Source organism: Kitasatospora sp. NPDC053308, assembly GCF_055585785.1.
The window spans coordinates 167,836-193,259 of sequence record NZ_JBVJJY010000011.1 but is presented as its reverse complement, the minus strand read 5'-3'; the positions used below and the strand labels follow the sequence as shown (position 1 = coordinate 193,259).

The following is a 25,424-nucleotide window of genomic DNA, read 5'->3' as shown; positions in this document are numbered from 1 at the left end:
AGGTCGTCGGTACGCGGATGACGCGCCGCGGACTCGGCCGCGTCCTGACTCGGACCGAGGCATCCGCACCCGCCGATGGGAGACAGCTCCGATGAACCCCGTGCGCCGCACGCTCGTCCCGGCACTCGGTGCCGCGCTACTGGTGGCGGCCGCCGCCCCGGCCGCAAGCGCCGACACCTTCCCGCCCGGCTTCCCCAACGGCATTCCGCCGCAGGTGGCGATGTTGCGGAACGCGCACAGCGGCAAGTGCCTGGAGGTAGCGGACTGGAGCACCGAGAACGGCGCTCCGGTGCGGCAGTGGGACTGCCACGGCGGGGCGAACCAGGTGTGGAACTTCGTCTCCGGCCTCCCGGGCACGTTCGTGAACGTGCACAGCGGTAAGTGCCTGGAGGTGGCGGACTGGCGCACGGACAACGGCGCTCCGGTGCGGCAGTGGGACTGCCACGGCGGGGCGAACCAGCGCTGGCAGTGGGAGCGCAAGAGCCCGACCGAGGGGTGGAAGGTCACCACCACCTATCCCAAGGCACTGGAGATCGGCGGCTGGAGCACCGAGAACGGCGCCGCCGCCGAACTGTGGGACTTCCACGGCGGGGACAACCAGCGGTGGCAGACCATCGAGCGCTGAGCGGCGGCCCGCTGCGCCACCGTGCCCTACCCTACGGCCGCCCCGGCACCAGGAGGGCCTCGGCGCCGACCGGGCGGTAGCCGGCGGCTTGGAAGGCGCGGACGCTGGGGGCGTTGCCGGGGGCCTGCTGGGCCCAGAGGGTGGCGCCCTCGGGGAGCAGGTGGCGGGCGGCGGTTGCGAGGGCGCGGCCGAGGCCGCGGCCCCGGGCGTGCGGGTCGACCTCGACGGCGCACTCCCAGCGGCCGGCCACGCCGCGGCCGAGGACGAGCACCCCGCCGTCGGCGGTGAACACCCGGACGTCCTCGCGGTAGCGCAGGGCCCGCACCACCCGGGGGTGGTCGCGGTCCCGGACCTCGGTGAGCGGCAGCGGCGGCTCGCCCGGGAGGCGGTCGGCGACGGTCAGCAGGTCGACGTTGTTGACGATCCGCCCGGTGCGTTCGGCGAGGGCGGTGAGGAAGGGCGGGCAGAGCGGGGCGGACAGCCGGTCGCCCGGAGCGGCCGCGAGCGTGGCGCGCACCCAGGCCGGGTCCTGGTCGGTGAAGACGACGGCGTGCGCGGCGAAGGCCACCACCCCCGCCTCGCGTGGCGAGGGCTGCGCCACCACCGTGACCGAGCCGTCCGGCGGCGGGAAGACCCCGCCCGCCGCGTCCGCCAGGATCTCCGCCAGTCCCCGCACGCCCATCCACGCCCCCCACCGCCGTCGGAGGCGCCAGCCTACGCCGGGTCCGCCTTCCTGCGGGCCCTGCTCGGCTGGACGCGGGTGGGTTCGCCCGCGGCCTTGGGGTGATCGGGCGGGTAGGGGAGTTCGCCGAGGCCCTCGTCGTGCAGCTGCTTCTCGTACAGCTCCAGCACGCTCTCCAGGCGGAACGCCTGGCCGTCCATCTCGGCGTTGAGGTCGCCGAGTTCGGCGAAGCGGGCCGGCACGGTGCGCAGGTCGAAGTCCTCGGGGGAGGCGTCGTCGAGTTCCTCCCAGCGCAGCGGGGTGGAGGCGGTGGCGCGGGGGCGGGCGCGCAGCGAGTAGGCGGAGGCGATGGTGCGGTCGCGGGCCATCTGGTTGTAGTCGACGAAGATCCGCTCGCCGCGCTCCTCCTTCCACCAGGCGGTGGTGACCTTGCCCGCCATCCGCTGCTCCAGGACCCGGCCGAGGGCGATCACCGCGTGCCGCCCGTCGGTGAAGGTCCACTCGGGCGCCAGCGGCACGTAGACGTGCAGGCCGCGCCCGCCGGAGGACTTGGGCCAGCCGCGCAGCCCGTACTCCTCCAGCACGGCGCGCAGTTCGTGGGCGGCGCGGACGGCGTCGCGGAAGTCGGTGCCGGGCTGCGGGTCGAGGTCGATGCGCAGTTCGTCGACGTGGTCGGTGTCGGGGCGCCGCACCGGCCAGGGGTGGAAGGTGAGGCAGCCCAGGTTGGCGGCCCACAGGACGGCGGCGGGCTCGGTGGGGCAGATCTCGTCGGCGGAGCGGCCGCTGGGGAAGTTGATCCGGGCGGTGGGCAGCCAGTCCGGCAGGCCCTTGGGGGCGCGCTTCTGGTAGAAGAACTCGCCCTCCACGCCGTCCGGGAAGCGCTGCAGGGTGGTCGGGCGGTCGCGCAGACCGCGCAGCACCCCGTCGGCGACGGCCAGGTAGTACTGCGCGACGTCCAGCTTGGTGAAGCCGCGCTCGGGGTAGTACACCTTGTCCGGGTTCGACAGCCGGACGGTGCGCCCGGCGACTTCCAGTTCCACGGCGGAGCCCATGGCTCTCACGCTAAGCGCCGTACGCCCGGCGCGCGCCCCGAGCCGTACGCCCGGCGCGCGCCCCGGGCCCACCGGGGCGAGGATCGGACGCATGGACCTGCCTGTGATGCCGCCGGTGGCGCCGATGCTCGCCAGGTCGGTGGCCGAGATCCCGCCCGGGATGCAGTACGAGGCCAAGTGGGACGGCTTCCGCACCATCGTGTTCCGCGACGGCGACGAGGTCGAGCTCGGCAGCCGTACCGGAAAACCGCTGACCAGGTACTTCCCCGAGCTGGTCGAGGCGCTGCGGCGCGAGCTGCCGCCGCGCTGCGTACTGGACGGCGAGGTGGTGATCGCCCGCGACGGGCGGCTGCGCTTCGAGGAGCTGCTGGAGCGCATCCACCCGGCCGCCAGCCGGGTGAAGCTGCTCGCCGAGCGGACCCCGGCCTCCTTCGTCGCCTTCGACCTGCTCGCCCTCGGTGGCGACTCCCTGTTGGACGAGCCGCTGTCGGTGCGCCGCCCCGCCCTGGAGGCGGCGCTCGCCGGCGCCGCCGACCCGGTGTTCACCGCGCCCGCCTCCACCGACCGGGACCTCGCCCAGAGCTGGTTCGCCGAGTACGAGGGCGCCGGGCTGGACGGCGTGGTCGCCAAGCCGCTGGACCAGCCGTACCGACCGGGGGAGCGGACCATGTACAAGATCAAGCACGAGCGCACCGCCGACTGCGTGGTGGCGGGATACCGCGAGCACAAGAGCGGCCCGGTCGTCGGCTCGCTGCTGCTCGGCATCTTCGACCCCGCCGGGAAGCTGCAGCACGTCGGTGTCTGCGCCGCCTTCTCGATGGCCCGGCGCCGCGAACTCGCCGAGGAGCTGGCCCCGTTGCGGATGGCGGACCTCTCCCGGCACCCCTGGGGCGACTGGGCGGACGAGGCCGCGCACGCCGAGGGCCGGCTGCCCGGCGCGGTCAGCCGCTGGACCGGCGGCAAGGACCTCTCCTGGATCGCGCTGCGCCCCGAGCGGGTGGTCGAGGTCGCCTACGACCACATGGAGGGCACCCGCTTCCGGCACACCGCGCAGTTCCGCCGCTGGCGGCCGGACCGCACCCCGGAGAGCTGCACGTACGAGCAGTTGGAGGAGCCGGTCTCGTACGACCTCGGCGCGGTGCTGGGGATCTGACGGGAAGCGCGAGGCCCGACCCGGTGCGACCGGGTCGGGCCTGGCTGCGGCGGCCGCGCGATCACGTCCGCACGGTGCTGGGGTTGCTGCTCGCCGGCAGCGAGGGCGAGCCGCTGGAGGAGGCGCCGGACGACGGGGAGCCGGTCGAGGAGGCGCCGGCCGAGGGGGAACCGGTCGAGGGGGAGCCGGACGCCGAGGGCGAGGCGGTGCTGCTCTCCCCCGGGAGGGCGTAGACGTTCTTCGGCGAGATGATCTTGGTGATCTCGTTGGCGAACAGCGTGGACGGCTCCTGACCCTGGGAGATCACGTCGGTGTTGAGCAGCATCACCAGGGTGGCCTGGGCGTCCGGCATGTACACCGCCACGCTCTCGTAGCCCGGCATCGAGCCGTTGTGGCCGATCCAGCCGTTGTTGTCGAACACCCCGAAGCCGTAGGTGACGCCCGGGTCGGGGGTCGGCAGGAGCTTCATCCGCTGGGTCTGGGTGGCCGGGCTGAGGATGGCGCCGGTCGCCACGGTCTTCGCCCAGCTCTCCAGGTCGGCGAGGGTGGTGATGACGGCTCCGGCGGTCCACGCCCAGGACGGGTTCCAGCTGGTGGCGTCCTCGACCGCCCCGGTGGGCGTCTGGTTGGTGTAGCCGTGGGGGTGCGGGTCGGGGAGGGCCGCGTCGGTGGGGAAGCTGGTCTTGGCCAGGGAGGCGGGTGTGAACACCTGGTCCTTCAGGAAGTCGCCGGCCGGCTGCCCCCCGACGTTCTCGATCACCTTGCCCAGCAGGATGTAGTTGCTGTTGCTGTACTGGTACTTGGTGCCGGGCGGGAACACGGCGGGGTGCTTGTAGCCGTACGCGAGCAGCTGGTCCGGGGTGAACACGTGGTTCGGGTCGTTGATCAGCGTGTTCACGAAGTCCGGGTCGGAGCTGTACGGGAAGAGGCCGCTGCGCATCTCGCCGAGCTGGCGGACGGTGATCCCGTCGCCGCCCGGGACGCCGTCCACGTACTTGGAGATCGGGTCGTCCAGCCCCACCTTGCCCTGGTCCACCAGGCGGAGAACGGCGGTCGCGGTGAAGGTCTTGCTCTCGCTGCCGATGCGGGAGTACATCCCCGGGTCCATCGGCGCCTGGGTGGTCTTGTCGGCGACGCCGAAGGACTTCTGGTAGGTGCCGCTCGGGGTGATGATCCCGACCGAGATGCCGGGGACGCCGTTCTGGCTCAGCACCCGCTGGATCGTGGAGTCCAACTGGGCGGTGACGGCGGGGGTCAGCGGCACCACCGCGTTCGAGGAGGCGCTCCCCGAGCCGCCGGTGCTCGCGGACGGGCTGAGCGCGGCCGGTTCGGCGGTGACCGCCGGGTCGGCGGCCTGCCGGGTGGTCGAATCGCCGGAGCAGGCGGTGGTGGCCAGCAGGCCGGCCAGCGCGAGGGCGGCGGCTGCGGCCGGCCGGGCGGAGCGGGGGGCGGCCGGGCGGGGCCGTCGGATGTCGGTCATGGAGGTGGGACGCCTCTCTGCGGCGAAGCGGCGAAGGGCCCCGGAGCGCCTGCTCCATGGGGCCGCGGGGGGAGCGTCGTCACCGTAAGCACCCGCGTCCGGCACCCGCCCGTCGGCCGCAGCCGTGCTGGCCCGAACGGGAGGCGGCCCCACCCGAGTGGCCGCTCCCGGCCGGCGGTGCCCGTGGCGGGGCCCGCGAGGGCTGCCAAGTGCCGCCGCCCGGGGGCCGGTTGGTGTGAGGGTCGGCTCCGCGCGCTCCGCCGAACGAGTGGGCCCCGGCACGCCGCACCCGCCGTCGGGTGCGGCTCGGGCACGGCTCGGGCACGATCGTTCAGCCCAGCTGTGGCCGCCCTTAAGAATTCCTCGATGGACCGCACCCCCTCTCACCAGGCAGATTGCTGCCTGCCCGGAGCGCGCCCGTCAGGAGCGGCCGAACCGGGCCGCCGCGGCCTGCCCGACCCCCGAAGGCCGTCCCCCCGCACGTCAGGAGCCGTCGCCCGTGAAGGCACTCGTCAAGCAGAAGGCCGAGCCCGGCCTCTGGATGATCGACGTCCCGAAGCCCGAGATCGGCCCGGGCGAGGTGCTGATCAAGGTGCTGCGGACCGGCATCTGCGGCACCGACCTGCACATCCGGACGTGGGACAACTGGGCGCAGCAGACCATCAGGACCCCGATGACGATCGGCCACGAGTTCGTCGGCGAGGTCGCCGAACTCGGTGCCGGCGTCACCGACATCGCGGTCGGCGACCTGGTCAGCGGCGAGGGCCACCTGGTCTGCGGCAAGTGCCGCAACTGCCTGGCCGGCCGCCGCCACCTGTGCCGCAACACCGTCGGCCTGGGCGTCAACCGCGACGGCGCCTTCGCCGAGTACGTGGCGCTGCCCGCCTCCAACGTCTGGGTGCACCGGGTGCCGGTCGACCTGGACGTGGCCGCGATCTTCGACCCCTTCGGCAACGCCGTGCACACCGCGCTGTCCTTCCCGCTGGTCGGCGAGGACGTGCTGGTCACCGGCGCCGGCCCGATCGGCATCATGGCCGCCGCCGTCGCCAAGCACGCCGGCGCCCGGAACGTCATGATCACCGACGTCTCCCCGTACCGGCTGGACCTGGCCCGCGAGGTCGGCGTGACGCTGGCGCTGAACGTCGCCGAGCACACCATCGAGGAGGGCCAGCAGAAGCTGGGCCTGCGCGAGGGCTTCGACGTCGGCCTGGAGATGTCCGGCCGCCCCGAGGCGATGCAGTCGATGATCGCCAACATGACGCACGGCGGGAAGATCGCCATGCTCGGCCTGCCGGCCGACGACTTCGCCGTCGACTGGGCGCGGATCGTCACCTCGATGATCACCATCAAGGGCATCTACGGCCGCGAGATGTTCGAGACCTGGTACGCGATGTCCGTGCTGCTGGAGGGCGGCCTGGACCTCAGCCCGGTGATCACCGGCCGCTACGCCGCCGATGACTTCGGGGCCGCCTTCGACGACGCCGCGAGCGGCAACTGCGGCAAGATCATCCTCGACTGGACCGCCTGAGCCACCCCGCCGACGCCAAAGGAGCCTGTTGTGTTCGACAACGTGCGCGCCGACATCGCCACCACCCTCGACGAGATCCGCGAGGCCGGCCTGTTCAAGCCCGAGCGGGTCATCGGCACCCCGCAGAGCGCCGCCGTCACCGTCACCGGCGGTGGCAAGCCCGGCGAGGTGCTGAACTTCTGCGCCAACAACTACCTCGGCCTGGCCGACCACCCCGAGGTGCTCGCCGCCGCCAAGGACGCCCTGGACCGCTGGGGCTACGGAATGGCCTCGGTCCGCTTCATCTGCGGCACCCAGGACGTCCACAAGGAGCTGGAGGACCGCCTCTCGGCGTTCCTCGGCCAGGAGGACACGATCCTCTACTCCTCCTGCTTCGACGCCAACGGCGGCGTCTTCGAGACCCTGCTCGACGCCAACGACGCCGTCATCTCCGACGCGCTCAACCACGCGAGCATCATCGACGGCATCCGGCTCAGCAAGGCCCGCCGCCACCGCTACGCCAACCGCGACATGGCCGACCTGGAGAAGCAGCTCCAGGACACCCAGGACGCCCGCCGCCGCCTGATCGTCACCGACGGCGTCTTCTCGATGGACGGCTACGTCGCCCCGCTGCGGGAGATCTGCGACCTGGCCGACCGCTACGACGCCATGGTCATGGTGGACGACTCGCACGCCGTCGGCTTCGTCGGCGCGGGCGGCCGCGGCACCCCGGAGCTGCACGGCGTGATGGACCGCGTGGACATCATCACCGGCACCCTCGGCAAGGCCCTCGGCGGCGCCTCCGGCGGCTACGTCGCCGCCCGCCGGGAGATCGTCGCCCTGCTGCGCCAGCGCTCCCGCCCGTACCTGTTCTCCAACTCGCTGGCCCCGGTGATCGCGGCCGCCTCGCTGAAGGTGCTCGACCTGGTCGAGAACTCCAACGAGCTGCGCGAGCGGCTGGCCGCCAACACCGCGCTGTTCCGCTCGAAGATGACGGAGGCCGGGTTCGAGATCCTGCCCGGCGACCACCCGATCGCCCCGGTGATGATCGGCGACGCGGCCGAGGCCGGCCGGCTCGCCGAACTGCTGCTGGAGCGCGGGGTGTACGTGATCGGGTTCTCCTATCCGGTCGTCCCGCACGGCCAGGCCCGGATCCGGGTGCAGCTGTCCGCGGCGCACTCCACCGAGGACGTCGAGCGCGCCGTCGCGGCCTTCGTGGACGCGCGCGCCGCGCTGGGGAAGTAGCCCCGGCGCCCGTCCTGGGGCAGGAGCCCGGCCGGGCCCGGCAGGGGCCCGCACCGACTGCCCGCGGGCCGGACCGCTCGGAACCGGTCCGGCCCGCGGGCGAACGACCGCCGTGGGGGGGGGGGGGAAAGACGCGCCCCCACCCCCCAGGCCCCCCCCCCCCCCCCCCCCCCCCCACGGCCCCCAACCACCTGCCCCACCCTCCCGTTGCGGGGGCGGGACGCCGGCCCGGCCGACGTCCCGCCCCCGTCGCGGTTCCCGGGGCGTTCGCGGTCGCCGTCGTCCCGGTCGGTCGTCGGGCCGATCAGCCGTCGTCCCGGTCGGTCGTCGTCCCGATCGGTCGTCGCGCCGATCAGCCGTCGTCCCGGTCGGTCGTCGGGCCGATCAGCCGTCGTCCCGGTCGGTCGTCGCGCCGATCAGCCGTCGTCCCGATCGGTCGTCGCGCCGATCAGCCGTCGTCCCGTTCAGTCGTCGTCCTGGCCCTGGTCGTCGTCGTCACCGTGGTGCCCGCCGGTGCGGGCGAAGACCTGGTAGTCGCCCGCGGGGCCGGTGCCGGCGCCGACCAGGTTGCCGCTGGTCGAGCCGAAGACCACGGTGTCGCCGTCGGCGTCCACGAAGGGGTCGACCGAGGAGCCGTTGCCGAGCGAGCCGTCCGGGGCGGTGGAGACCCGCTCGGTGCGGCCGGTGCGCAGGTCCTGGCGGTAGACGTCCCAGCCCGGGTGCTGCGGGCCGGCCACCAGGTTGTCGGCGGCGGAGGAGAAGTAGATCCAGCGGTTGTCGGCCGTGATGCGGCCGTGGTCGGAGCCGCCCACCGAGGTGGTGCCGGGCAGACCGCCGCTGACCTTCGTCACGCTGCCGGTCCGGAGGTCCCGGACGTACAGCACCAGGTGGTAGCGGTGGCCGTTGGTCGACCCGCCGGGCTCGGGCAGGGCGTAGACCGCGCGCCGCCCGTCCGGGCTGATCGTCGCGGCGAAGCCTGCCGCGCCGGGCTTGCCGTCGGGGCCGATGCTCGCGGCGGAGATCCGGCCGGTCCGGAGGTCGGCCGTGTAGTAGGTGCCGGTGGTCGGCAGGGCCAGGTTCGACGTCGCCAGGCCCTCCCGGGCGCTGCGCGGCAGGGCCGGGGCGGTGCCCGGGGCCGGCTCGACGTCAGAGGCGGGAGCGGGGGTCCCCGGGGCGGACCCCGGTGCGGCGGTGAGGGCGGGGGTCTGCGCGGCCGGCAGCAGGTTGGAGGCGAAGGAGGTGAAGCCGACGGTGTGGCCGTCCGCGCTGATCGTCGGGTTGAGGGACATGCTGTCGCCCGGCTTGCCGTCCGCGCCGAGGGAGACCAGACGGGTCTTCCCGGTCCAGCGGTCGGTGACGTAGATGTTGTAGTCCCAGGTGTACGGGCGGGCGAGGGACGGGGTACCGGCGCCGCCCGGCATGCCGGGGACGAGGTCGGTGCGGGCGGACACGAAGGCCACGTAACGGCCGTTCGCGCTGATCGAGGGCGCGTAGGAGGCGTGGAACTTGTCGGTGTCGGCGACGGACAGGCCGCCGCTGATCAGCTCGGTGCGGCCGGTCGCGCGGTCGCGCAGGTACACCTCGGTGCGGCCCTGGACCTGCATGCCGGGCACCACGTTCTCGGCGTCGCTGTCGAAGACGACGTAGCGGCCGTCCGCGTTGATCCCGACGTCGTCGGTGAAGCCGCTCAGCGCCGAGCCGTCGGCGGCCAGGTCGACCCGCTCGGTGCGGCCGGTGCGCAGGTCGCGGACGTAGGCGTCGCGCGCGGTCTTCGCGGGCTGGGACACCAGGTTGGTGGCCCAGGAGGTGAACAGGGCGTAGTGGCCGTCCGCGCTGACCCCGCGGCTCCACGACTGGTTGTCGGGCACCGCGCCGTTCAGCCCGACGCTGACCTGGACGGTCGCGGGCGGCACCGGCGCGGCCTGGGCCGGGGCGGCGACCGCCGCCAGCACGGCGGCGGCCGCCAGCACGCTTCCGGCGCCGAGCAGCCACCGGTTGCGGGTGGTGCGGGTGCTGCGGGTCATGGGCGTTGTCCTCCCCTGTGATCGCCGCGGCGCCGGGCTCCCTCCCGGCGACGGGCTCCAGGAGAGCCAATCGCCGGGAGGCACGACGGGTCAACGGCCCCGGGTGATCTCGGCGGAAAATACGTCGACAAACGTATGCCGCACGGGAGTCAGGCCAGGGGAGGCGCCGGATCCGGCCATCGGATCGGGCCCGTGGTGGAGGCCTCCGGATCGGGCCCGTGGTGAAGGCCGCCGGATCGGGCCCGTGGTGGAGGCCTCCGGATCAGGCCGTCAGAGGCGACGCCGGAAGACGTCCGTGACGTTGTTGGTGTCGCCCGGGACGAGGTCGCCGTCCGTGGCGTTGAAGACCACGGTGTCCCCGAAGGCGTCCACGGACGGCGTGAACGACGAGGCGGTGCTCTGGGCGCCGTCCCGGGTGAGGCTCACCCGCTCGGTGCGGCCGGTCCACAGGTCGCGGCGGAAGACGTCCGATTGCTGGTTGGTGTCGTCCGGCACCAGGGTCTCGACGTCGGAGGTGAAGTACACCCACCGGCCGTCGTCGGTCATGACGGGCTCGTAGGAGGAGAGGTTCGTGGTGGTGCCGGGGAGCGGGGTGCTCACCTGCGTCACGGTGCCGGTGGCCAACTCGCGGGCGTAGACGACCAGGTGGACGCCGTGCGAGCCGGGTCGACCGCCGGGCTGGGGGACGCTGTAGACGGCGTAGCGGCCGTCCGGGCTGATCCGTCCGTCCTGGCCGGTGGGCCGGAAGGCCCCGGTCTCGTCGTAGCTGGCGGCGCTGATCCGGCCGGTGCGGGCGTCCCAGACGTAGAAGGGGAAGAACCTGGGCACTGCCAGCTGCGGCCGGGCGCCGGTAGTGGGCGCGGGCGCGGTGGCGTCGTCGTCGGCCGGGGCGTCGTCGGCCGGGGCACCGGCGCCGGCCGCGGTCGGCTCCTCCGTGGACGGGACGAGGTTGCTCGCCCGCGAGGTGAAGCCGACGGTCCGGCCGTCCGCGCTCAGGGTCGGCGCGGAGGAGTGCTGGTCGGCCGGCGTGCCGTCGGCGCCGACCGTGATCAGCCGGGTGGTGTGGGTCCAGCGGTCGGTGACGTAGATGTTCGCCTTGCCGCGCTTGACCGTCGCCCCGAGATCGGTGCGGTCGGAGTCGAAGGCCACGTAGCGGCCGTCCCGGCTCAGGCTGGGGTTGCCCGACCTGCGGATCGACTGGTCGTCGGTCGTCGAGCCGGTGCCGACGCTGATCAGCTCGGTGCGGCCGGTCCACCGGTCGCGGACGAAGACGTCGGCCGCGTGCTTCTGCTGGCCGGGCACCGCGTTGGTCGCGGCGCTGCTGAACGCCACGAACCGGCCGTCGCCGCTGATCGTGGCGTTGTCGGCCGGCGCGTTCAGCTGAGAGCCGTCGTCGGCCAGGTCGACCTGTTCGACGTGTCCGTTGCGGAGGTCCTTCACGTAGAGGCCCTCCGAGCCGTCGGCGTGACCGGGGGCGAGACCGGTCGCCGTCGAGCTGAACAGCACCGAGCGGCCGTCGGAGCTCACCCCGAGCTGGTACGAGTCGCCGTTCAGCGCCTCGCCCTTGGGCCCCTCGCTGACCCGGGCGGTCTCGCCCTTGGGCGGCCGGGCCTGGGCGGCGGGCATCGCGGCGCCGACCGCGGTGACGGCGGCCAGCACGCAGGCGGTGCGGGCCAGCCGGCGGCGGGTGCGTGCGGTGGTCATCGATCGTCCTCCCCTGGTGTCGGGCCCGCTCGACCCCCGCGGCCCGGTTGGGCACGAGCCAAGCGCCGCTCAGCCCGGCGGTCAACGGACTGCGGCGATCTCGGCCGGAAATACGTCACCGGTGGTAGCGGCGACCGGAACCGCGCAGCCCCGGAGGGCGGTGCGGGCCGACTCCGGCCGGTCCGCTCCGCCACGCTGGCAGAATTGGCCTGTGATCGACGCACGACGGCTGCGGACCCTGCGGGCCGTGGCGGACCACCGCACCGTGACCGCCGCGGCGGCCGCCCTCTACCTGACCCCCTCCGCGGTCTCCCAGCAACTGGCCGCCCTGGAGCAGGAGACCGGACACCACCTACTCGCCCGTGAGGGCCGGGGGGTGCGGCTGACCGCCGCCGGGGAGATCCTGCTCGGCCACGCCGATGTCGTACTGGCCCAGCTGGAACGGGCCGAGGCCGACCTCGCCGCGTACAGCGCGGGCGCCTCCGGCGAGGTCACCGTGGCCTCCTTCGCCACCGGCATCGGACTGGTGCTGGTTCCCGCGATCGGGCTGCTCGCGGAGCGGGCGCCCGGAGTGCGGCTGAAGGTCCTGGACGCCGAGGGCGACGCCAGCCTGCCGATGGTGCTGGAGGGCCGGGCCGACCTCGCGGTGGCCGTCGAGTACCGGGGCGCGCCGCGCGCCGACGACGCCCGGCTGACCCGGGTGCCGCTGTACGCCGAGCCCTTCGAGGCCGTCCTCCCGCTCGGCCACCGGCTGGCGGGCGAGGCCGGCCCGCTCGCGGTCGCCGCGCTGGCCGACGAGCCCTGGATCGGGCCGTACCCGGGCAACCCCTGCCACGACGTGGTGCTGCTGGCCTGCGAGCACGCCGGGTTCCAGCCCCGGCTGCTGCACTCCTCGGACGACTTCCGGGCGGTCGTCGCGCTCGCCTCCGCGGGTGCCGGGGTGGCCCTCGTCCCGCGCTCGGCGCTGCGCGGGGTCGACCTCGGGCAGGTCGCCGTGCGCCCGGTGGACAGCGAGCTCGCCACCCGTCGGGTCTTCGCCGCCGTCCGGGCCGGCGCGGACGGGCACCCGCTGATCCGGCCGGTCCTGGACGCCCTCGCCGAGGCGGCTGCGGCGGGCGCGTAGGGCGTTCCGGGCTCGGCGGGGGCGTGGGGTGGTCCGGGGGCGGCGGGCGTGGGGGCGTTCCGGGGGAGGAAGGCGCGTGGGGCGTTGTGAGCGGGTGGGGCGGGCGGGGCGAATCCGACAATTCGCGGCCGATCCGGCGGAAGTGTCGGAAACGCCGCAGGGTGCTCGGGTGATCCCGGACGTGGTCGTGCGGTTGCGCAGCGTCCCGGCCCGGGCGGCCGAGCAGCCGCAGGCTAGGGAAGGTGCGGTCGGATCATCCGACCGTCGGGGTCACCCGTTGGTGGGGGTGGTCAGGCGGACGGCCGGAGCGGAAACCACCTGAACGGTATCGGTGCCGGGGATCAGCAGCTTGACGAAGCTGCTCTGGGCGCCACCGGGGCCCGGGTGCCGAGGAGACATGGGGCCGGCGTGACGGGAGCCCCGCACCGGCCCTGGCGGCCCGCACCCGCCCGCGCGCCCGCGCCCGCCCGCAGTGCCGGTGCGGGGTGGGGAGCGGGCGGTGACCGAGGACGTGGGGGGCCCGATGTCTGGAGGTGCTCCCGGGCGGGCCGGTCGGGCGGCGTGCCCGGGAGGCCGGTCAGGTGCCGGTCGGACCGGTCAGTCCCTGCGGGCGCCACCAGGCGAGGGGCGAGGAGCAGGCACCGGCCGTCAGGGGCTCGTCGGCGCCGTGGTCGAGCAGACAGCGGGTGCCGTCCTGGGTCCTGATGTGCAGGCAGTCGGTGACGGAGCCGTCCGCCGGAGCGGCGTCCGGAACCGGCCGGCGGTCGGTGAACTGCCAGCGCTGGGTGGTGGTTCCGGTGGTGTCCGGTGGGGCGTCGTCCCGTACGGCCACGGTGCCGGTGGGCTCCACGGTGATCAGCCGGGGCACCGGCGCACCGCTGGAGAGCAGGGACTGCAGGGCCAGGCCGCCGTCCGGCTCGGTCCAGACGAGCCACTCCTCACCGTTGCCTCCGGTCGGTGCCACGGTGCCGACGGGTGCCCCGTCCGGCACGTCGGACGGCGGCGCGTCCAGCACGGACAGGCGGCGTCCGGAGGTGCAGGAGGTCAGCGTGCCGAGGCCCCCGTAGGAGGGGGTGCGCGGACCGTCCGGGTCGAACGCCGGGGTGCCCGTCGGCGCGGTGGCCGGGTCGCCGAGGCCGCTCGGGAGCACGTCGTCGGCCACGGGCTCCGGACCGGCGGGGGAGGCCTCGGGCGCGGCCGCCGCCCGGTCGTTCGCGGCGTGGACGCCCGGGGCGGTCGACGGACCGGTCGTGGCCGCCCGGCCGCCGGTGCAGCCGGCGATCAGCAGCAGGCCGGGCAGCAGGCCCGGCAGGAGGACGGCGGCAGCGCGGGTGGCGCCGGGCCGGTCCCGCCGAGGGCCGGAGGGGGCCGTCCGTCCGGTCCGTTCCGTGGTCGTCCTGCGCAGCGTCATCCGACGTCCTCCTTGCCGTGCCGTTCCCCGTGGGCGGGCGCCCGGAGCTCCACATGAGGGGGTCGACCGCCCGCCGGGGCCGTGCCTGTCGACCCCTGTCCACGGTCACGCTAGGGGCGGGGGCACCGGTGGATGACGGTCGGTACCGCAGGCTCTGCCGGGTGACGGTGCTTCGTTCCGTTGACGAACGAGACGACGGTTCCGGTCCCGGCGGCGACGGTGTCGGCGCGGGTGGCGTCGGCCTCGGCGCGGGGTGGCAGCGAAAGGTTTCGGTCCGGGTGCCGACAGTTCTGCCCGATCCGAGCGGAGCGGTCCCGGTGCCCCGGCCGCCGGTCGCCCCGTCCCCGGTGCCGACCGGCCGTGCGCGCGGACGACCCCGCCCCAACGGTGGGCGGCACACGGCCGAACGGCCGCGCAGCGGGGCTGCGTATGCTGGGACGGTGATGGCGAACGAGGGACGGCAACCGGTGCTGCGGGCGGACGCCGCGCGGAACCGGGCCCTGGTGTTGCGCGTCGCCCGGGAGCAACTCGCGGCAGGGGACGACACGCTCCAGCTCAACGTCATCGCCCGGCTGGCCGGGGTCGGGGTGGGAACCGTCTACCGGCATTTCCCCAACCCGCAGGCGTTGCGCGAGGCGCTGCTGGTGGAGCGGTTCCGGGAACTGGTCGAGGAGGCCCGCGCCGCCGCCGACGTGGAGGACCCCTCCGAGGGGCTGCGCCGACTGCTGCGCTTCACGCTCCTCAGGGCCTTGCAGGACGACGGCCTGGGGGCCGTGCTGGAGTCCGCCAATGACGCCGAGGCACAGACGTCGGCCATGAAGGCCGAGTTGGACGAGGCCGTCGCGAGCCTGCTCGACCGTGCTCGTCTGCAGGGTGCCGTCCGCGCCGACCTCGGCCCCGGCGACGTGCGCCGCCTGCTCTGCGGGATCGAGCACGCCCTGCGCAGCGGCGACCACGGCCCCGCGCGGGTCGAGGTCTACCTCGGCGTCCTCGTCGAGGGGTTGCGTCCTCCGCGCTGACGCGGATCACCGTCGCGAGGACGACACCGGGCGTCGTGCGGCCGTCCCTGAACCGCACGGACAGCCAACATGCCTGCCCGGCACGGCTTGTTCCGGCTGTTCCCGCTGCACCGGAGGACCGGGCGCCGGCCCTCCGGTCTCGACTCGACCACCCGGCGGTGGCGTCGCCCGTCGGTCGCCGGCACGCGTGTGCGCGGTCGGGCCCACGTGGACAGGGCCGGGGCGGCACGACACTCAGCTAAACGGATAGCTATCCGTTCGTGCTAGCGTGTGGTCCACCAACCGGATACCTATCCGGTTGATCTGCCGCGATGGAGAAGGGGCGAAGCTGATGGAACGCCAGGCAGTGGTGACCGCCGGGACGGGCGGGATCGGACTGGAGACGGCGCTGGGCCTCGCGGAACGCGGCTACGCCGTCACCGTGATCGGCCGCGACGAGGCCCGCGGCCTGCGGGCCGTGGACCGGATCTCGGCCGTGGCGACCGGCAGCCGGCCGAGGTTCATCGCGGCCGACCTGTCCTCGCTCGGCGCCGTGCGGGCCCTCGCCCTCGACCTGGCCGCCGTGGGCCCGCTGACCGTCCTGGTCAACAACGTCGGCGCGATGTTCGCGCGGCGGCAGCGGACCGTGGACGGCATCGAGGCCTCCTTCGCCGTCAACCACCTCTCGCCGTACCTGCTCACGGAGCTCCTCCTGGACCAGCTCCGGGCCGGCGGGCCGAGCCGGATCGTGAACGTGAGCTCCGGCGCGGTCGTCGTGGCCAAGCGCACCTTCGGCGCCGTCGAGCCGCCGGGTGGCTACTACGGCTTCCACTGGTACGGCCGGGCCAAACTCGCCAACCTCGCCTACACGTGGGACCTGGCCGAGCGCCTGCGCGGCAGCGCCGTCAGCGTGTTCGCGGCCGACCCGGGCGGCGCCGCCACCAGCATGACCAACGGCACCATGACCTCGCCGACGATCGTCTCCCCGGCCCTGCGCCTGCTGTGGCCGCTGGTCCGTCGGCGCTTCGAGCGCTCGACGGCCGCCCCGGCCTCCGAGGCCGCCCGCTCCTCGGTGTTCGCCGCCACCGACCCGTCGCTCGACGGCCGGACCGGCCTGCTCATCGGCCCGGACACCCGCCCCGCCCCCGCCCACCGGGCGAGCACCGACCCCCGCCTCACCGCCGACGTCCTCCGGCTCAGCCGGGAGCACACAGCCCGATGGACACTCGCGTGAGGCCCCCTGCTCGCCGGGACGCCGGCTCCGGAAGCGCCCGCACCCGGGCGGCCGACCCCGAGCCGCCGAGCGACGGAGCGCCCTGAGAGCCGGTCTCCCCGTACGGAAGGGGCCTCAGGAGGGGCGTGTTCCGGCACCGCGGCCCTGCCGTGGTCCCATCCGCTCCAGGAGAGAACGGGCGGTGATCCGCCCGGTACGGTGGCCGACCGACTGTTCCGCTCGGCGCGTACGGGCCCAGTTCCAGCGCCCGCTCCAGTTCGTCGATGCGCGCCGCGACCTGCCGCGGTCGCCGCGCCACCGGACCGGACGGGCGGGCCAAGACGACCGTCGCGACCAGCCGCCGCAAGGCCAGGACGGGTACGGCGAGGACCCACAGCGCGCCCGCGCAGAGGGCCAGCGCCTCCATCTGCTGCCGTTCCTGCCGCTCGAAGGCGTCTGCCGTCGGCTGGACCGCCGCTTCGTCGGCGCCGCGAATGAAGTCCTCCCTGCCACGCCGGAACACGGAACGCGCCGTCAGGATCGCACCGATCCCGTAGGCCGTGAAAACTCCCAGGCACAGCAGCAGCACTGCGGATCCCCTCCTCCGGTGGTGACGGGCCGCTCCTCGGCGTTCGAGCCGCCGTGCGGCGGTCACCGGCCCGCTACCCCTCGGCGACTCACCTCGACGAAGGGGTTCCCGACCCGACGGACCGCGCTGGGGCCGTCCTGGACGACGATGAAGGACCGGCCGATAGCAGGGCCGACCGGCGCCTTCCCGCTCTCCTCGGAGGAAAACCGCCCGAACGGTTCAGAAGCTCGGCCAGGCTGACACCCGGTCGACTTCTCCCCCCCCGCCTCATCGTCGGCGTGGACGCGGGCCCGCTGGGCGGCGGACCAGGTCGGCGCAAGGCCCCGAATGAGCGATCGGTGTCGGTGACGGTCGGCGGAACCGGCCACCGCGCGCGCCCGACTCCTCCGGCCTCCTCGTCGCGACGGCGGGCGCCCCTGGCAGCCCCGGCGGCCCGGCGAGCGGGTCGGGGGGTGCCGGTTTGCGCCTGCGGTCGTGGGGCACGCGCCCGGCACCCGAGCGCGGCGAACGCCGAGAAGGGAGGCAGCACGATGGCGACCGGCGAAATCGGTTCAGCGACGTGGTCTTCGCCCTGATCTCCGTCCCGTACCACGCACTGAAGGCCGGGCATGACCAGTGGCCGTACGTCCAGGACGCGGACGACGCCGGCCAGTCGGACATCGCCGCGTTCCTCCGTACGGTGACGGAGGAGGATTCCGCCCGCGCCCGGCCGTGTCACGCGTTCCTGCGCCGCCTCAGCGGTGACCGCGAAGCAGGCGGGGCCGCGCCGAGCAGCGGCCGGGGGAACGGTGGCGGGACCGCGACCGGGGACGAGGACCCCGCTCCGTCCCGAGCTCCGCGGTCCTGCTCGGCCCCGCCCTGAAGGGAGGCAGGCCTCGTGAAGCCTGCGAGCTTGATGAACAAACCGTTCGGCCTGGTGCTGGGGCCGTGGGGAGGTGTGGCGGCCGGGTGGGTCCTACGGCGACTGCGGCGCCACGGCGCACGCCCCCGCCGCGGCAGGCGGACCGGGGCGGCCCTCCGGTCAGCGGCGTTCGGGCTGGTGCTGCTGGTGGTGCGCAGCCGTGCGAGGGCAGCGCACCCGGGGGCGGCCGGCGATCGCTCCGGATGAGCGCTCGTGGCGGAGCGGGCGGCGGCCGGAGGCGCCTCCGGCGACCGCCCGCTCCGGCGTGCCACTCGGTGGGAAGCGGCGGGAAGGCCCGGTCCGGCTCAGTCCGGCGGTTCCGGTGCGCGGGGATCGACTGGCTCCGGCGCCGCCGGTGCACGGCCGGGCGGGGCGGGAGCGGGGCGCTGAGGCTCCCGCGGCGGCTCGGGCACGCCGGGCGGCGGCGGGGGATCCGGTACCAGCGGCGGGTCGGACGGGTCGGGCGGGTCGGGCGGACGGGGGGTGGCCCCGGCAGGCGGCGCGGGGTGGGTCACGGTGGTGCTCCCTGTGGTGGTCGGGCCGGGCTCCTGGACGGTCCGGCCGCTCTGCGCGTCCGGGTGCCCCGGATCGGCGCGTTCATGCTCTTCGGCCCGGGGTCGCCGGGTACGGGCCGGCATGGCGGGTGCCGGGCGCCCACTCGAACCGCTCGGGCCGGTGCCTTCCGAGTTCTCGCCCAGCAGCGCGACCGCGACCGGTGCACCGGCCGGCAGCTCGCGCCGAAGCGCCGCCGCGCCATCGCCGGACCGGCGGGCCCCGTCCGTCGGTCCGCGCGGTGCCCGGTCGTCACGTGGCCGGCCGCTCATGGCCGGAACCCCGTCCCGCGCCCCGCGTCGCGAGGTGCATAGGGTGGGGGCGATGCCGACGGTGCCTGTGTAGGGAGATGTGGATGGGTTCGACCTCTGTTGCTGACGGCCTGCTCCCGGTCGGGGTGATCGGGCTCGGTGACATCGCGCAGAAGGCGTATCTGCCGGTCGTCGGGGCGTTGCCGGGGCTGGACCTGCGGTTGATGACCCGGGACGGGGCGAAGCTGGAGCGGATCGGTGAGGCGTACCGGGTCGCGCCGGAGAAGCGGTTCACCGATCTCGGGGAGTTGATCGGGAGCGGGATCCGGGCGGCGTTCGTGCACGCGGCCACCGATCAGCACGTGCCGATCGTGGAGCGGCTGTTGACGGCGGGCGTCGACGTCTACGTGGACAAGCCGCTGGACTACACGCTGGACGGCTCCCGCCGCCTGGTGGACCTGGCCGACCGGACGGGCCGCTCGCTGATGGTGGGCTTCAACCGGCGGCACGCGCCCGGCTACGTGCAGGCCAGGGAGCGTCCGCGGGACCTGATCGTGCTGCAGAAGAACCGCGAGGGCCTGCCCGAGGCCGCCCGCACGCTGGTCTACGACGACTTCATCCACGTCGTCGACCTGCTCCGGTTCCTCGTGCCGGGCGAGATCGAGCACGTGGACGTCCGCTCCCGCAGCCGGAACGGGCTGGTCGAGCACGTGGTGCTCACCCTCGGCGGGGAGGGGTTCACCGCGCTGGGCATCATGAACCGGCTCTCCGGCTCGACGGAGGAGGTGCTGGAGGTGTCCGGCGGCGACTCCAAGCGGGAGGTGCGCAACCTGGCGGAGGTGATCGACCACCGGGGCCAGCCGACCGTCCGGCGCCGCGGCGACTGGGTGCCGGTGGCCCGTCAGCGCGGCATCGAGCAGTGCGTGCTGGCGTTCCTGGACGCCGTCCGCGCCGGAAGGACGCTCGACGCCCGTGACGCGCTGCGCACCCACGAGCTGTGCGAGCTGGTCGTGGAGCGGATCGAGGCTTCCTGGGAGTCGGCTGGGAGCGGCCTGTGAGCGGGCTGGACTGACGGGCGGTCACGTCACCGGGGCGGAACCGACAGTTCACCGACGAGGTCTTGTCGGGGCTTTTTCTACGCGCGTATCTTGAGGGGCGCCGCGGGGGGCGGGTGTCCGTCCCCTGCCCCCTCTACGCGAGTAGCGCGCGCTTCGGGCGCGCCTCCGCCCCGGACCGCCGTGCCACCACCCGTGCCGCACGGCGGAGCTAGGAGTCCTGCCCCGGTGACCACCGCCCCCGCCTCCCGCCCGCACAGAAGCCTGCTGCGCGCCGCCCTGATCCCGGCCTCGCTGGCCGCCTCGCTGGTGCTCGTGCCGCTGCCGGCGGCCGACGCCGCCGGTGCCGCGACCCCCGCCCCGACCGAGACCGGCCCGCTGCGGATCCACGACATCCAGGGCACCACCCGGATATCCCCGCAGGCCGGCAAGCCCGTCACCGGTGTGCCCGGCATCGTCACCGGCGTGCGCGCGTACGGCAGTTCCAAGGGCTTCTGGATCCAGGACCCGAACCCGGACGCGGACCCGGCGACCAGCGAGGGCGTCTTCGTCTTCACCGGCGGCAACCCGACCGTCAAGGTCGGCGACTCGGTGCTGGTGAGCGGCAAGGTCACCGAGTACTACCCGAACTACTCCGGCGGCTCGCAGTCCCTCACCGAGATCTCCGCCCCGGGCGTCACGGTCGTCTCCTCCGGCAACCCGCTGCCCGCCCCGGTGGTCGTCGACACCCGCGACATCCCCGGCACGTACAGCCCGGCGGCCGGCGCGGACGGCAGCATCGACGGCGTGAAGCTCGACCCGGAGAAGTACGCCCTCGACTTCTACGAGTCCCTGGAGGGCATGCTCGTCCAGGTCAAGGACGTCCGGGTGATCCAGGCGACCGACAAGTACAACGAGCTCTGGGTCGCCGCCGACCGCCAGGACCAGCGCAGCAAGCGCGGCGGCGTGCTCTACGAGTCCTACCGCGAGCCCAACGTCGGCCGCCTGATGATCCAGCAGCAGGCGCCCACCTCGCAGCAGGCGTTCCCGGTGGCCAACGTCGGCGACGAGCTGACCGGCACCACCACCGGCCCGCTGGACTACAACGCCTTCGGCGGCTACACCCTCGTCGCCGGCCCGATGGGCACGCTGAAGGACAACCACCTGCAGCGCGAGGTCACCGCCCAGGCGAGCGACCGCGAACTCACCCTCGCCACCTACAACGTGGAGAACCTGGCCCCGAACAACCCGGACTCCAAGTTCGCCGCGCTGGCCCAGGGCGTCGTCACCAACCTGCGCTCGCCCGACATCGTCGCCCTGGAGGAGATCCAGGACGACAACGGTTCCAAGGACGACGGCACGGTGGACGCGAGCCGGACCGTCGCCAAGTTCATCGCCGCGATCAAGGCGGCCGGCGGCCCGGCGTACGACTGGCGTTCGATCGACCCGCAGGACGGCAAGGACGGCGGCGAGCCCGGCGGCAACATCCGCCAGGTGTTCCTGTTCAACCCGCAGCGGGTCTCCTTCACCGACATCCCGGGCGGTGACGCCACCACCGCCGTCGGCGTGACGGGCACCGGCGCCGCCACCGCGCTGACCGCCTCGCCCGGCCGGATCGCGCCGAACGACGAGGCGTGGACCACCAGCCGCAAGCCGCTGGTCGGCCAGTTCGCCTTCCGCGGCCAGAAGGTCTTCGTGATCGCCAACCACTTCAACAGCAAGGGCGGCGACCAGGGCATCGACAGCCGCTTCCAGCAGCCGACCCGCAGCTCCGAGGTGCAGCGGGTCAAGCAGGCCACCGTCGAGCAGGCCTTCGTCGCGCAGCTGCTGGCCGCCGACAAGGAGGCCAAGGTCGTCTCCCTCGGCGACTTCAACGACTACCAGTTCTCGCCCGCGCTGGCCGCGCTCACCAAGGACGGCGTGCTGCGCGACCTGGTGAACGAGCTGCCGGAGACCGAGCAGTACTCCTACGTCTACCAGGGCAACTCGCAGGTGCTGGACCACATCCTGGTCAGCCCCGAGGTCGGCTACGCCAAGTACGACGTGGTGCACATCAACGCCGAGTTCGCCCAGCAGGCGAGCGACCACGACCCGCAGGTGGTCCGCATCAAGCCGTGACGCGAGCCGCCATGCCGGCCGCGCGGTGATCGGCGGGGCGCGAGCCGGAGCGCCGGCCGTGCCGTGAACTGCGGCTATCCTGCCTCCGCCGCCGGTGATCACCGGCGGCGGAGGCAGCGCCGTACGGGGCGCCGGGTGACGGGGGAGACCGTGGAGACCGTGCAGTACCGGATCGAGCGGATCGGCCGCGAGGACTGGCAGCGCCTGCGGAAGGTGCGCCTGGCCCAACTCCTCGACACGCCGCTGGCGTTCGGCGAGACCCACGAGTACGCGAGCCACCAGGGCGAGGGCAACTGGCGGGCGCGGACGAACTGGGTCAACGAACCCGACAAGGTCGGCCTGGTGGCCGTCGACGCCGAGGGGGAATGGGTCGGCACCATGCTGTCCGTCCCGAACCGGCAGCACCCCCGCACCGTCGACCTGATCGGCGTCTGGGTGGACCCGGCGCACCGCGGCCGCGAGCGCGGCGTCGCCGACGCCCTGCTGGACGCCGTCCTCGCCTGGGCCCGCGACCAGGGTGCCGAGCGGATGCTGCTCGGGGTGCACGAGGCCAACCCCCGCGCCGCCGCCTTCTACGTCCGGCGCGGGTTCGCGTACACCGGGGGGGCCACACCGTACGTGCTGGACTCCTCGGCGCGGATCCTGGAGATGGCCCTCCCGCTCGTCTGACACCCCTGCGGCGCCCGCTGCTCAGCCGACGTACTCCGCCAGCGCCTCGCCGGTCGCGGTGGAACGGGCGGCGACCAGCTCGGCCGGGGTGCCCTCGAAGACCACCCGGCCGCCGTCGTGGCCGGCGCCCGGGCCGAGGTCGATGATCCAGTCGGCGTGCGCCATGACCGCCGGGTGGTGCTCGATGACGATCACCGACGTGCCCGAGTCGACCAGCCGGTCCAGCAGTCCGAGCAGCTGCTCGACGTCGGCCAGGTGCAGGCCGGTGGTCGGCTCGTCCAGGACGTAGACGCCGCCCTTGTCCGCCATGTGCGTGGCCAGCTTGAGCCGCTGCCGCTCGCCGCCGGAGAGGGTGGTGAGCGGCTGGCCGAGGCTGACGTACCCGAGCCCGACGTCCACCAGCCGCTCCAGGATCCGGTGCGCGGCCGGCAGCTTCGCCTCGCCGGTCCGGAAGAACGCCTCCGCCTCGGTGGCGGACATCGCCAGCACCTCGGCGATGTCCCGGCCGCCCAGCCGGTACTCCAGCACCGCCGGCTGGAAGCGCTTGCCCTCGCAGTCCTCGCAGGTGGTGGCGACCCCGGCCATCATCGCCAGGTCGGTGTAGACCACCCCGGCGCCGTTGCACGTCGGGCAGGCGCCCTCGGAGTTGGCGCTGAACAGGGCCGGCTTCACGCCGTTGGCCTTGGCGAAGGCCTTGCGGATCGGCTCCAGCAGCCCGGTGTAGGTGGCCGGGTTGCTGCGCCGCGAGCCCTTGATGGCGCCCTGGTCGACGGAGACCACGGCCTCGCCCGAGGCCCCCGGCCGTCCGCGCAGCGAGCCGTGGATCAGCGAGCTCTTGCCCGAACCCGCGACCCCGGTGACCACCGTGAGCACCCCGAGCGGGACGTCCACGTCCACGTCGCGCAGGTTGTGGGTGTTCGCGCCGCGGATCTCCAGCGTCCCGGTGGGCTTGCGCACGTCCTCCCGCAGCGGCGTCCGGTCGGCCAGGTGGCGCCCGGTGACGGTCCCGCTGCGGCGCAGCCCGTCGACGCCGCCCTCGTAGCAGACCGTGCCGCCCGCCGTACCGGCGCCCGGGCCGAGGTCCACGACGTGGTCGGCGATCGCGATGGTCTGCGGCTTGTGCTCGACCACCAGCACGGTGTTGCCCTTGTCCCGCAGGCGCAGCAGCAGCGTGTTCATCCGGTCGATGTCGTGCGGGTGCAGGCCGGTGGTGGGCTCGTCGAAGACGTACGTGGTGTCGGTGAGCGAGGAGCCGAGGTGGCGGATCATCTTGACCCGCTGCGCCTCGCCGCCGGAGAGGGTGCCGGAGGGGCGGTCGAGCGAGAGGTAGCCGAGGCCGATCTCCACGAAGGAGTCCAGGGTCGCGCCCAGGCCGGCGAGCAGTGGAGCCACCGAGGGTTCGTCGAGCCCGCGGACCCAGTCGGCGAGGTCGCTGATCTGCATCGCGCAGGCGTCGGCGATGCTGATCCCGGCGATCTTGGAGGAGCGGGCGGCCTCGCTGAGCCGGGTGCCGTCGCACTCGGGGCAGGCGGTGAAGGTGACGGCCCGCTCCACGAAGGCGCGGATGTGCGGCTGCAGCGCGTCCTTGTCCTTGGCGAGCATGGACTTCTGGAGCTTGGGGATCAGGCCCTCGTAGGTGAGGTTGACGCCGTTGACCTTGACCTTGGTGGGCTCCCGGTGGAGGAAGTCCTGCAGCTCCTTGCGGCTGTACTCGCGGATCGGCTTGTCCGGGTCGAGGAAGCCCGAGTTGGCGTAGACGCCGACGGTCCACCAACTGTCGGTCTTCCAGCCGGGGATGGTGATCGCGCCCTCGGCGATCGACTTGCTGTCGTCGTACAGCTGGGTGAGGTCGATGTCGGAGACGCTGCCCCGGCCCTCGCAGCGCGGGCACATACCGCCGGTGATGCTGAAGCTGCGCTTCTCCTTGACGGTCCTGCCGCCGCGCTCGTACGAGACCGAGCCCGCGCCGCTGACCGAGGGGACGTTGAAGGAGTAGGCCTTGGGGGAGCCGAGGTGCGGCGTGCCGAGGCGGCTGAAGAGGATGCGCAGCATCGCGTTGGCGTCGGTGGCGGTGCCGACGGTGGAGCGCGGGTCGGCGCCCATCCGCTGCTGGTCGACGATGATCGCGGTGGTCAGGCCCTCCAGGACGTCCACCTCGGGGCGGGCCAGGGTGGGCATGAAGCCCTGGACGAAGGCGCTGTAGGTCTCGTTGATGAGCCGCTGGGACTCGGCGGCGATGGTGTCGAAGACCAGGGAGCTCTTGCCCGAGCCGGACACGCCGGTGAACACCGTCAGGCGGCGCTTGGGGATGTCGACGCTCACGTCCTTGAGGTTGTTCTCGCGCGCGCCGTGCACGCGGATCAGGTCGTGGCTGTCGGCGGTGTGCGGCGCGGGGTGCGCGTCCGTCCTCTTGGGCATGGCTCTCTCTCGTTCCCTGGATCTGGGGCGGGGTCTTCAGGCAGGTCTTCGGGCGGGGCCTTCGGGCCGGCGGGGGCCGGCCGTCGGGCGGGGCCTCGGGCGGGGCCGTCGGGCCGGTCGGCGGCCGGCCGGAGGGGCCCGCCCGCCGTCACGGTACGGCACGGGGCGGGCCCGGGGGTGCGATCGGCGCACCCTGCCGGATCAGCGCACCTCGTTGAAGCGGATCAGGTTGCCCGCCGGGTCGCGGAAGGCGCAGTCGCGCACGCCCCAGGGCGATTCGGTCGGCTCCTGCACCAGCTCGGCGCCGCCCGACTTCAGCCGGTCGAAGACGCCGTCCAGGTCGGCGGTGGCCAGGACGAGCCGGGCGTAGGTGCCCTTGGCCATCATCTCGGTGATCGTGTCGCGCTCCTCTTCGGTGACGCCCGGGGCGGCGGCCGGCGGCTCCAGCACGACCGAGACGTCGGACTGGCCGGGGGCGCCGAGGGTGAGCCAGCGCATCGCGCCGCCGCCCACGTCGTTGCGGACCTCGAAGCCGAGCAGGTCGCGGTAGAAGGCGAGGGAGGCCTCGGGGTCGGTGTGCGGGAGGAAGGTCCAGTGAATGGTGATGTCGCTCATGACCGCAACGCTAGGCGCGGGCCCGCCCGGGACGCTTCTCCGATCCTGATCGGTCCGGTC

Annotated in this window: 19 protein-coding genes; 10 read left to right on the top strand and 9 right to left on the bottom strand. The window is 74.0% G+C overall.

The features are described 5' to 3' along the window. Nucleotides 1–91 precede the first annotated feature (91 nt). A complete protein-coding gene (locus ACZ6Y7_RS24385) occupies nt 92–625 on the top strand; it encodes an RICIN domain-containing protein (protein ID WP_465760053.1) in 534 nt (177 codons plus the stop codon). A gap of 31 nt (nt 626–656) precedes the next feature. Here the strand turns inward: ACZ6Y7_RS24385 and ACZ6Y7_RS24380 are convergent, their stop codons facing one another. Both ACZ6Y7_RS24380 and ligD read right to left on the bottom strand, forming a co-directional pair. Then, nucleotides 657–1,307 carry a GNAT family N-acetyltransferase gene (locus ACZ6Y7_RS24380; RefSeq protein WP_465760052.1) on the bottom strand — a complete coding sequence of 217 codons (651 nt, stop codon included), beginning with the start codon at nt 1,305–1,307 and terminating at the stop codon, nt 657–659. A gap of 32 nt (nt 1,308–1,339) precedes the next feature. Then, nucleotides 1,340–2,359, bottom strand: coding sequence for a non-homologous end-joining DNA ligase (gene ligD, locus ACZ6Y7_RS24375; RefSeq protein WP_465760051.1), 1,020 nt, complete (start codon nt 2,357–2,359; stop codon nt 1,340–1,342). A gap of 91 nt (nt 2,360–2,450) precedes the next feature. On the opposite strand from ligD, the gene ACZ6Y7_RS24370 reads away from it, so the two are divergent. Beyond that, nucleotides 2,451–3,512, top strand: a complete 1,062-nt coding sequence (locus ACZ6Y7_RS24370) for an ATP-dependent DNA ligase (protein ID WP_465760050.1) — start codon at nt 2,451–2,453, stop codon at nt 3,510–3,512. Nucleotides 3,513–3,573: 61 nt separating this feature from the next. Here the strand turns inward: ACZ6Y7_RS24370 and ACZ6Y7_RS24365 are convergent, their stop codons facing one another. After that, on the bottom strand, nt 3,574–4,992 hold the full coding sequence (locus ACZ6Y7_RS24365) for a serine hydrolase domain-containing protein (protein WP_465760049.1): 1,419 nt from the start codon (nt 4,990–4,992) through the stop codon (nt 3,574–3,576). A 499-nt stretch (nt 4,993–5,491) separates the two neighbouring features. On the opposite strand from ACZ6Y7_RS24365, the gene tdh reads away from it, so the two are divergent. After that, nucleotides 5,492–6,520, top strand: a complete 1,029-nt coding sequence (tdh, locus tag ACZ6Y7_RS24360; protein WP_465760048.1) for an L-threonine 3-dehydrogenase — start codon at nt 5,492–5,494, stop codon at nt 6,518–6,520. A 30-nt stretch (nt 6,521–6,550) separates the two neighbouring features. Then, complete coding sequence (locus ACZ6Y7_RS24355; RefSeq protein WP_465760047.1) at nt 6,551–7,744, top strand: glycine C-acetyltransferase; 1,194 nt, start codon at nt 6,551–6,553, stop codon at nt 7,742–7,744. Nucleotides 7,745–8,208: 464 nt separating this feature from the next. Here the strand turns inward: ACZ6Y7_RS24355 and ACZ6Y7_RS24350 are convergent, their stop codons facing one another. Both ACZ6Y7_RS24350 and ACZ6Y7_RS24345 read right to left on the bottom strand, forming a co-directional pair. Continuing rightward, nucleotides 8,209–9,768 (bottom strand): TolB family protein, encoded by a 1,560-nt coding sequence (locus ACZ6Y7_RS24350; protein WP_465760046.1) that lies wholly within the window; start codon nt 9,766–9,768, stop codon nt 8,209–8,211. A gap of 270 nt (nt 9,769–10,038) precedes the next feature. Beyond that, nucleotides 10,039–11,472, bottom strand: a complete 1,434-nt coding sequence (locus ACZ6Y7_RS24345; RefSeq protein WP_465760045.1) for a hypothetical protein — start codon at nt 11,470–11,472, stop codon at nt 10,039–10,041. Between the two features lie 211 nt (nt 11,473–11,683). Between ACZ6Y7_RS24345 and ACZ6Y7_RS24340 the strand changes: the two genes are divergently transcribed. Next, nucleotides 11,684–12,595: a LysR family transcriptional regulator gene (locus ACZ6Y7_RS24340; protein WP_465760044.1), complete on the top strand. Its 912-nt coding sequence runs from the start codon at nt 11,684–11,686 to the stop codon at nt 12,593–12,595. Nucleotides 12,596–13,172: 577 nt separating this feature from the next. Here the strand turns inward: ACZ6Y7_RS24340 and ACZ6Y7_RS24335 are convergent. Next, entirely contained in the window at nt 13,173–14,006 is an 834-nt protein-coding gene (locus ACZ6Y7_RS24335) for an RICIN domain-containing protein (protein ID WP_465760043.1), read from the bottom strand. Nucleotides 14,007–14,449: 443 nt separating this feature from the next. Between ACZ6Y7_RS24335 and ACZ6Y7_RS24330 the strand changes: the two genes are divergently transcribed. Both ACZ6Y7_RS24330 and ACZ6Y7_RS24325 read left to right on the top strand, forming a co-directional pair. Then, on the top strand, nt 14,450–15,025 hold the full coding sequence (locus tag ACZ6Y7_RS24330; protein ID WP_465760042.1) for a TetR/AcrR family transcriptional regulator: 576 nt from the start codon (nt 14,450–14,452) through the stop codon (nt 15,023–15,025). A 331-nt stretch (nt 15,026–15,356) separates the two neighbouring features. After that, entirely contained in the window at nt 15,357–16,238 is an 882-nt protein-coding gene (locus ACZ6Y7_RS24325; protein ID WP_465760041.1) for an SDR family NAD(P)-dependent oxidoreductase, read from the top strand. On the opposite strand, the gene ACZ6Y7_RS24320 is transcribed toward ACZ6Y7_RS24325, so the two are convergent. After that, nucleotides 16,201–16,806, bottom strand: a complete 606-nt coding sequence (locus ACZ6Y7_RS24320) for a hypothetical protein (RefSeq protein WP_465760040.1) — start codon at nt 16,804–16,806, stop codon at nt 16,201–16,203. The two genes, ACZ6Y7_RS24325 and ACZ6Y7_RS24320, sit on opposite strands and share 38 nt — an antisense overlap. Before the next feature lie 1,808 nt (nt 16,807–18,614). Between ACZ6Y7_RS24320 and ACZ6Y7_RS24315 the strand changes: the two genes are divergently transcribed. The 3 genes from ACZ6Y7_RS24315 to ACZ6Y7_RS24305 all read left to right on the top strand — a co-directional run bounded on the left by ACZ6Y7_RS24315 (nt 18,615) and on the right by ACZ6Y7_RS24305 (nt 22,331). Further along, on the top strand, nt 18,615–19,568 hold the full coding sequence (locus ACZ6Y7_RS24315) for a Gfo/Idh/MocA family protein (protein WP_465760039.1): 954 nt from the start codon (nt 18,615–18,617) through the stop codon (nt 19,566–19,568). A gap of 225 nt (nt 19,569–19,793) precedes the next feature. Next, a complete protein-coding gene (locus ACZ6Y7_RS24310) occupies nt 19,794–21,662 on the top strand; it encodes an endonuclease/exonuclease/phosphatase family protein (RefSeq protein ID WP_465760038.1) in 1,869 nt (622 codons plus the stop codon). Nucleotides 21,663–21,797: 135 nt separating this feature from the next. Then, nucleotides 21,798–22,331: a GNAT family N-acetyltransferase gene (locus tag ACZ6Y7_RS24305; protein WP_465760037.1), complete on the top strand. Its 534-nt coding sequence runs from the start codon at nt 21,798–21,800 to the stop codon at nt 22,329–22,331. 21 nt (nt 22,332–22,352) lie between these two features. Here ACZ6Y7_RS24305 and ACZ6Y7_RS24300 read toward each other — a convergent pair whose 3' ends face one another. Continuing rightward, nucleotides 22,353–24,749 (bottom strand): ATP-binding cassette domain-containing protein, encoded by a 2,397-nt coding sequence (locus ACZ6Y7_RS24300; RefSeq protein ID WP_465760036.1) that lies wholly within the window; start codon nt 24,747–24,749, stop codon nt 22,353–22,355. A gap of 201 nt (nt 24,750–24,950) precedes the next feature. Then, nucleotides 24,951–25,364: a VOC family protein gene (locus tag ACZ6Y7_RS24295; RefSeq protein ID WP_465760035.1), complete on the bottom strand. Its 414-nt coding sequence runs from the start codon at nt 25,362–25,364 to the stop codon at nt 24,951–24,953. Nucleotides 25,365–25,424: the final 60 nt, after the last annotated feature.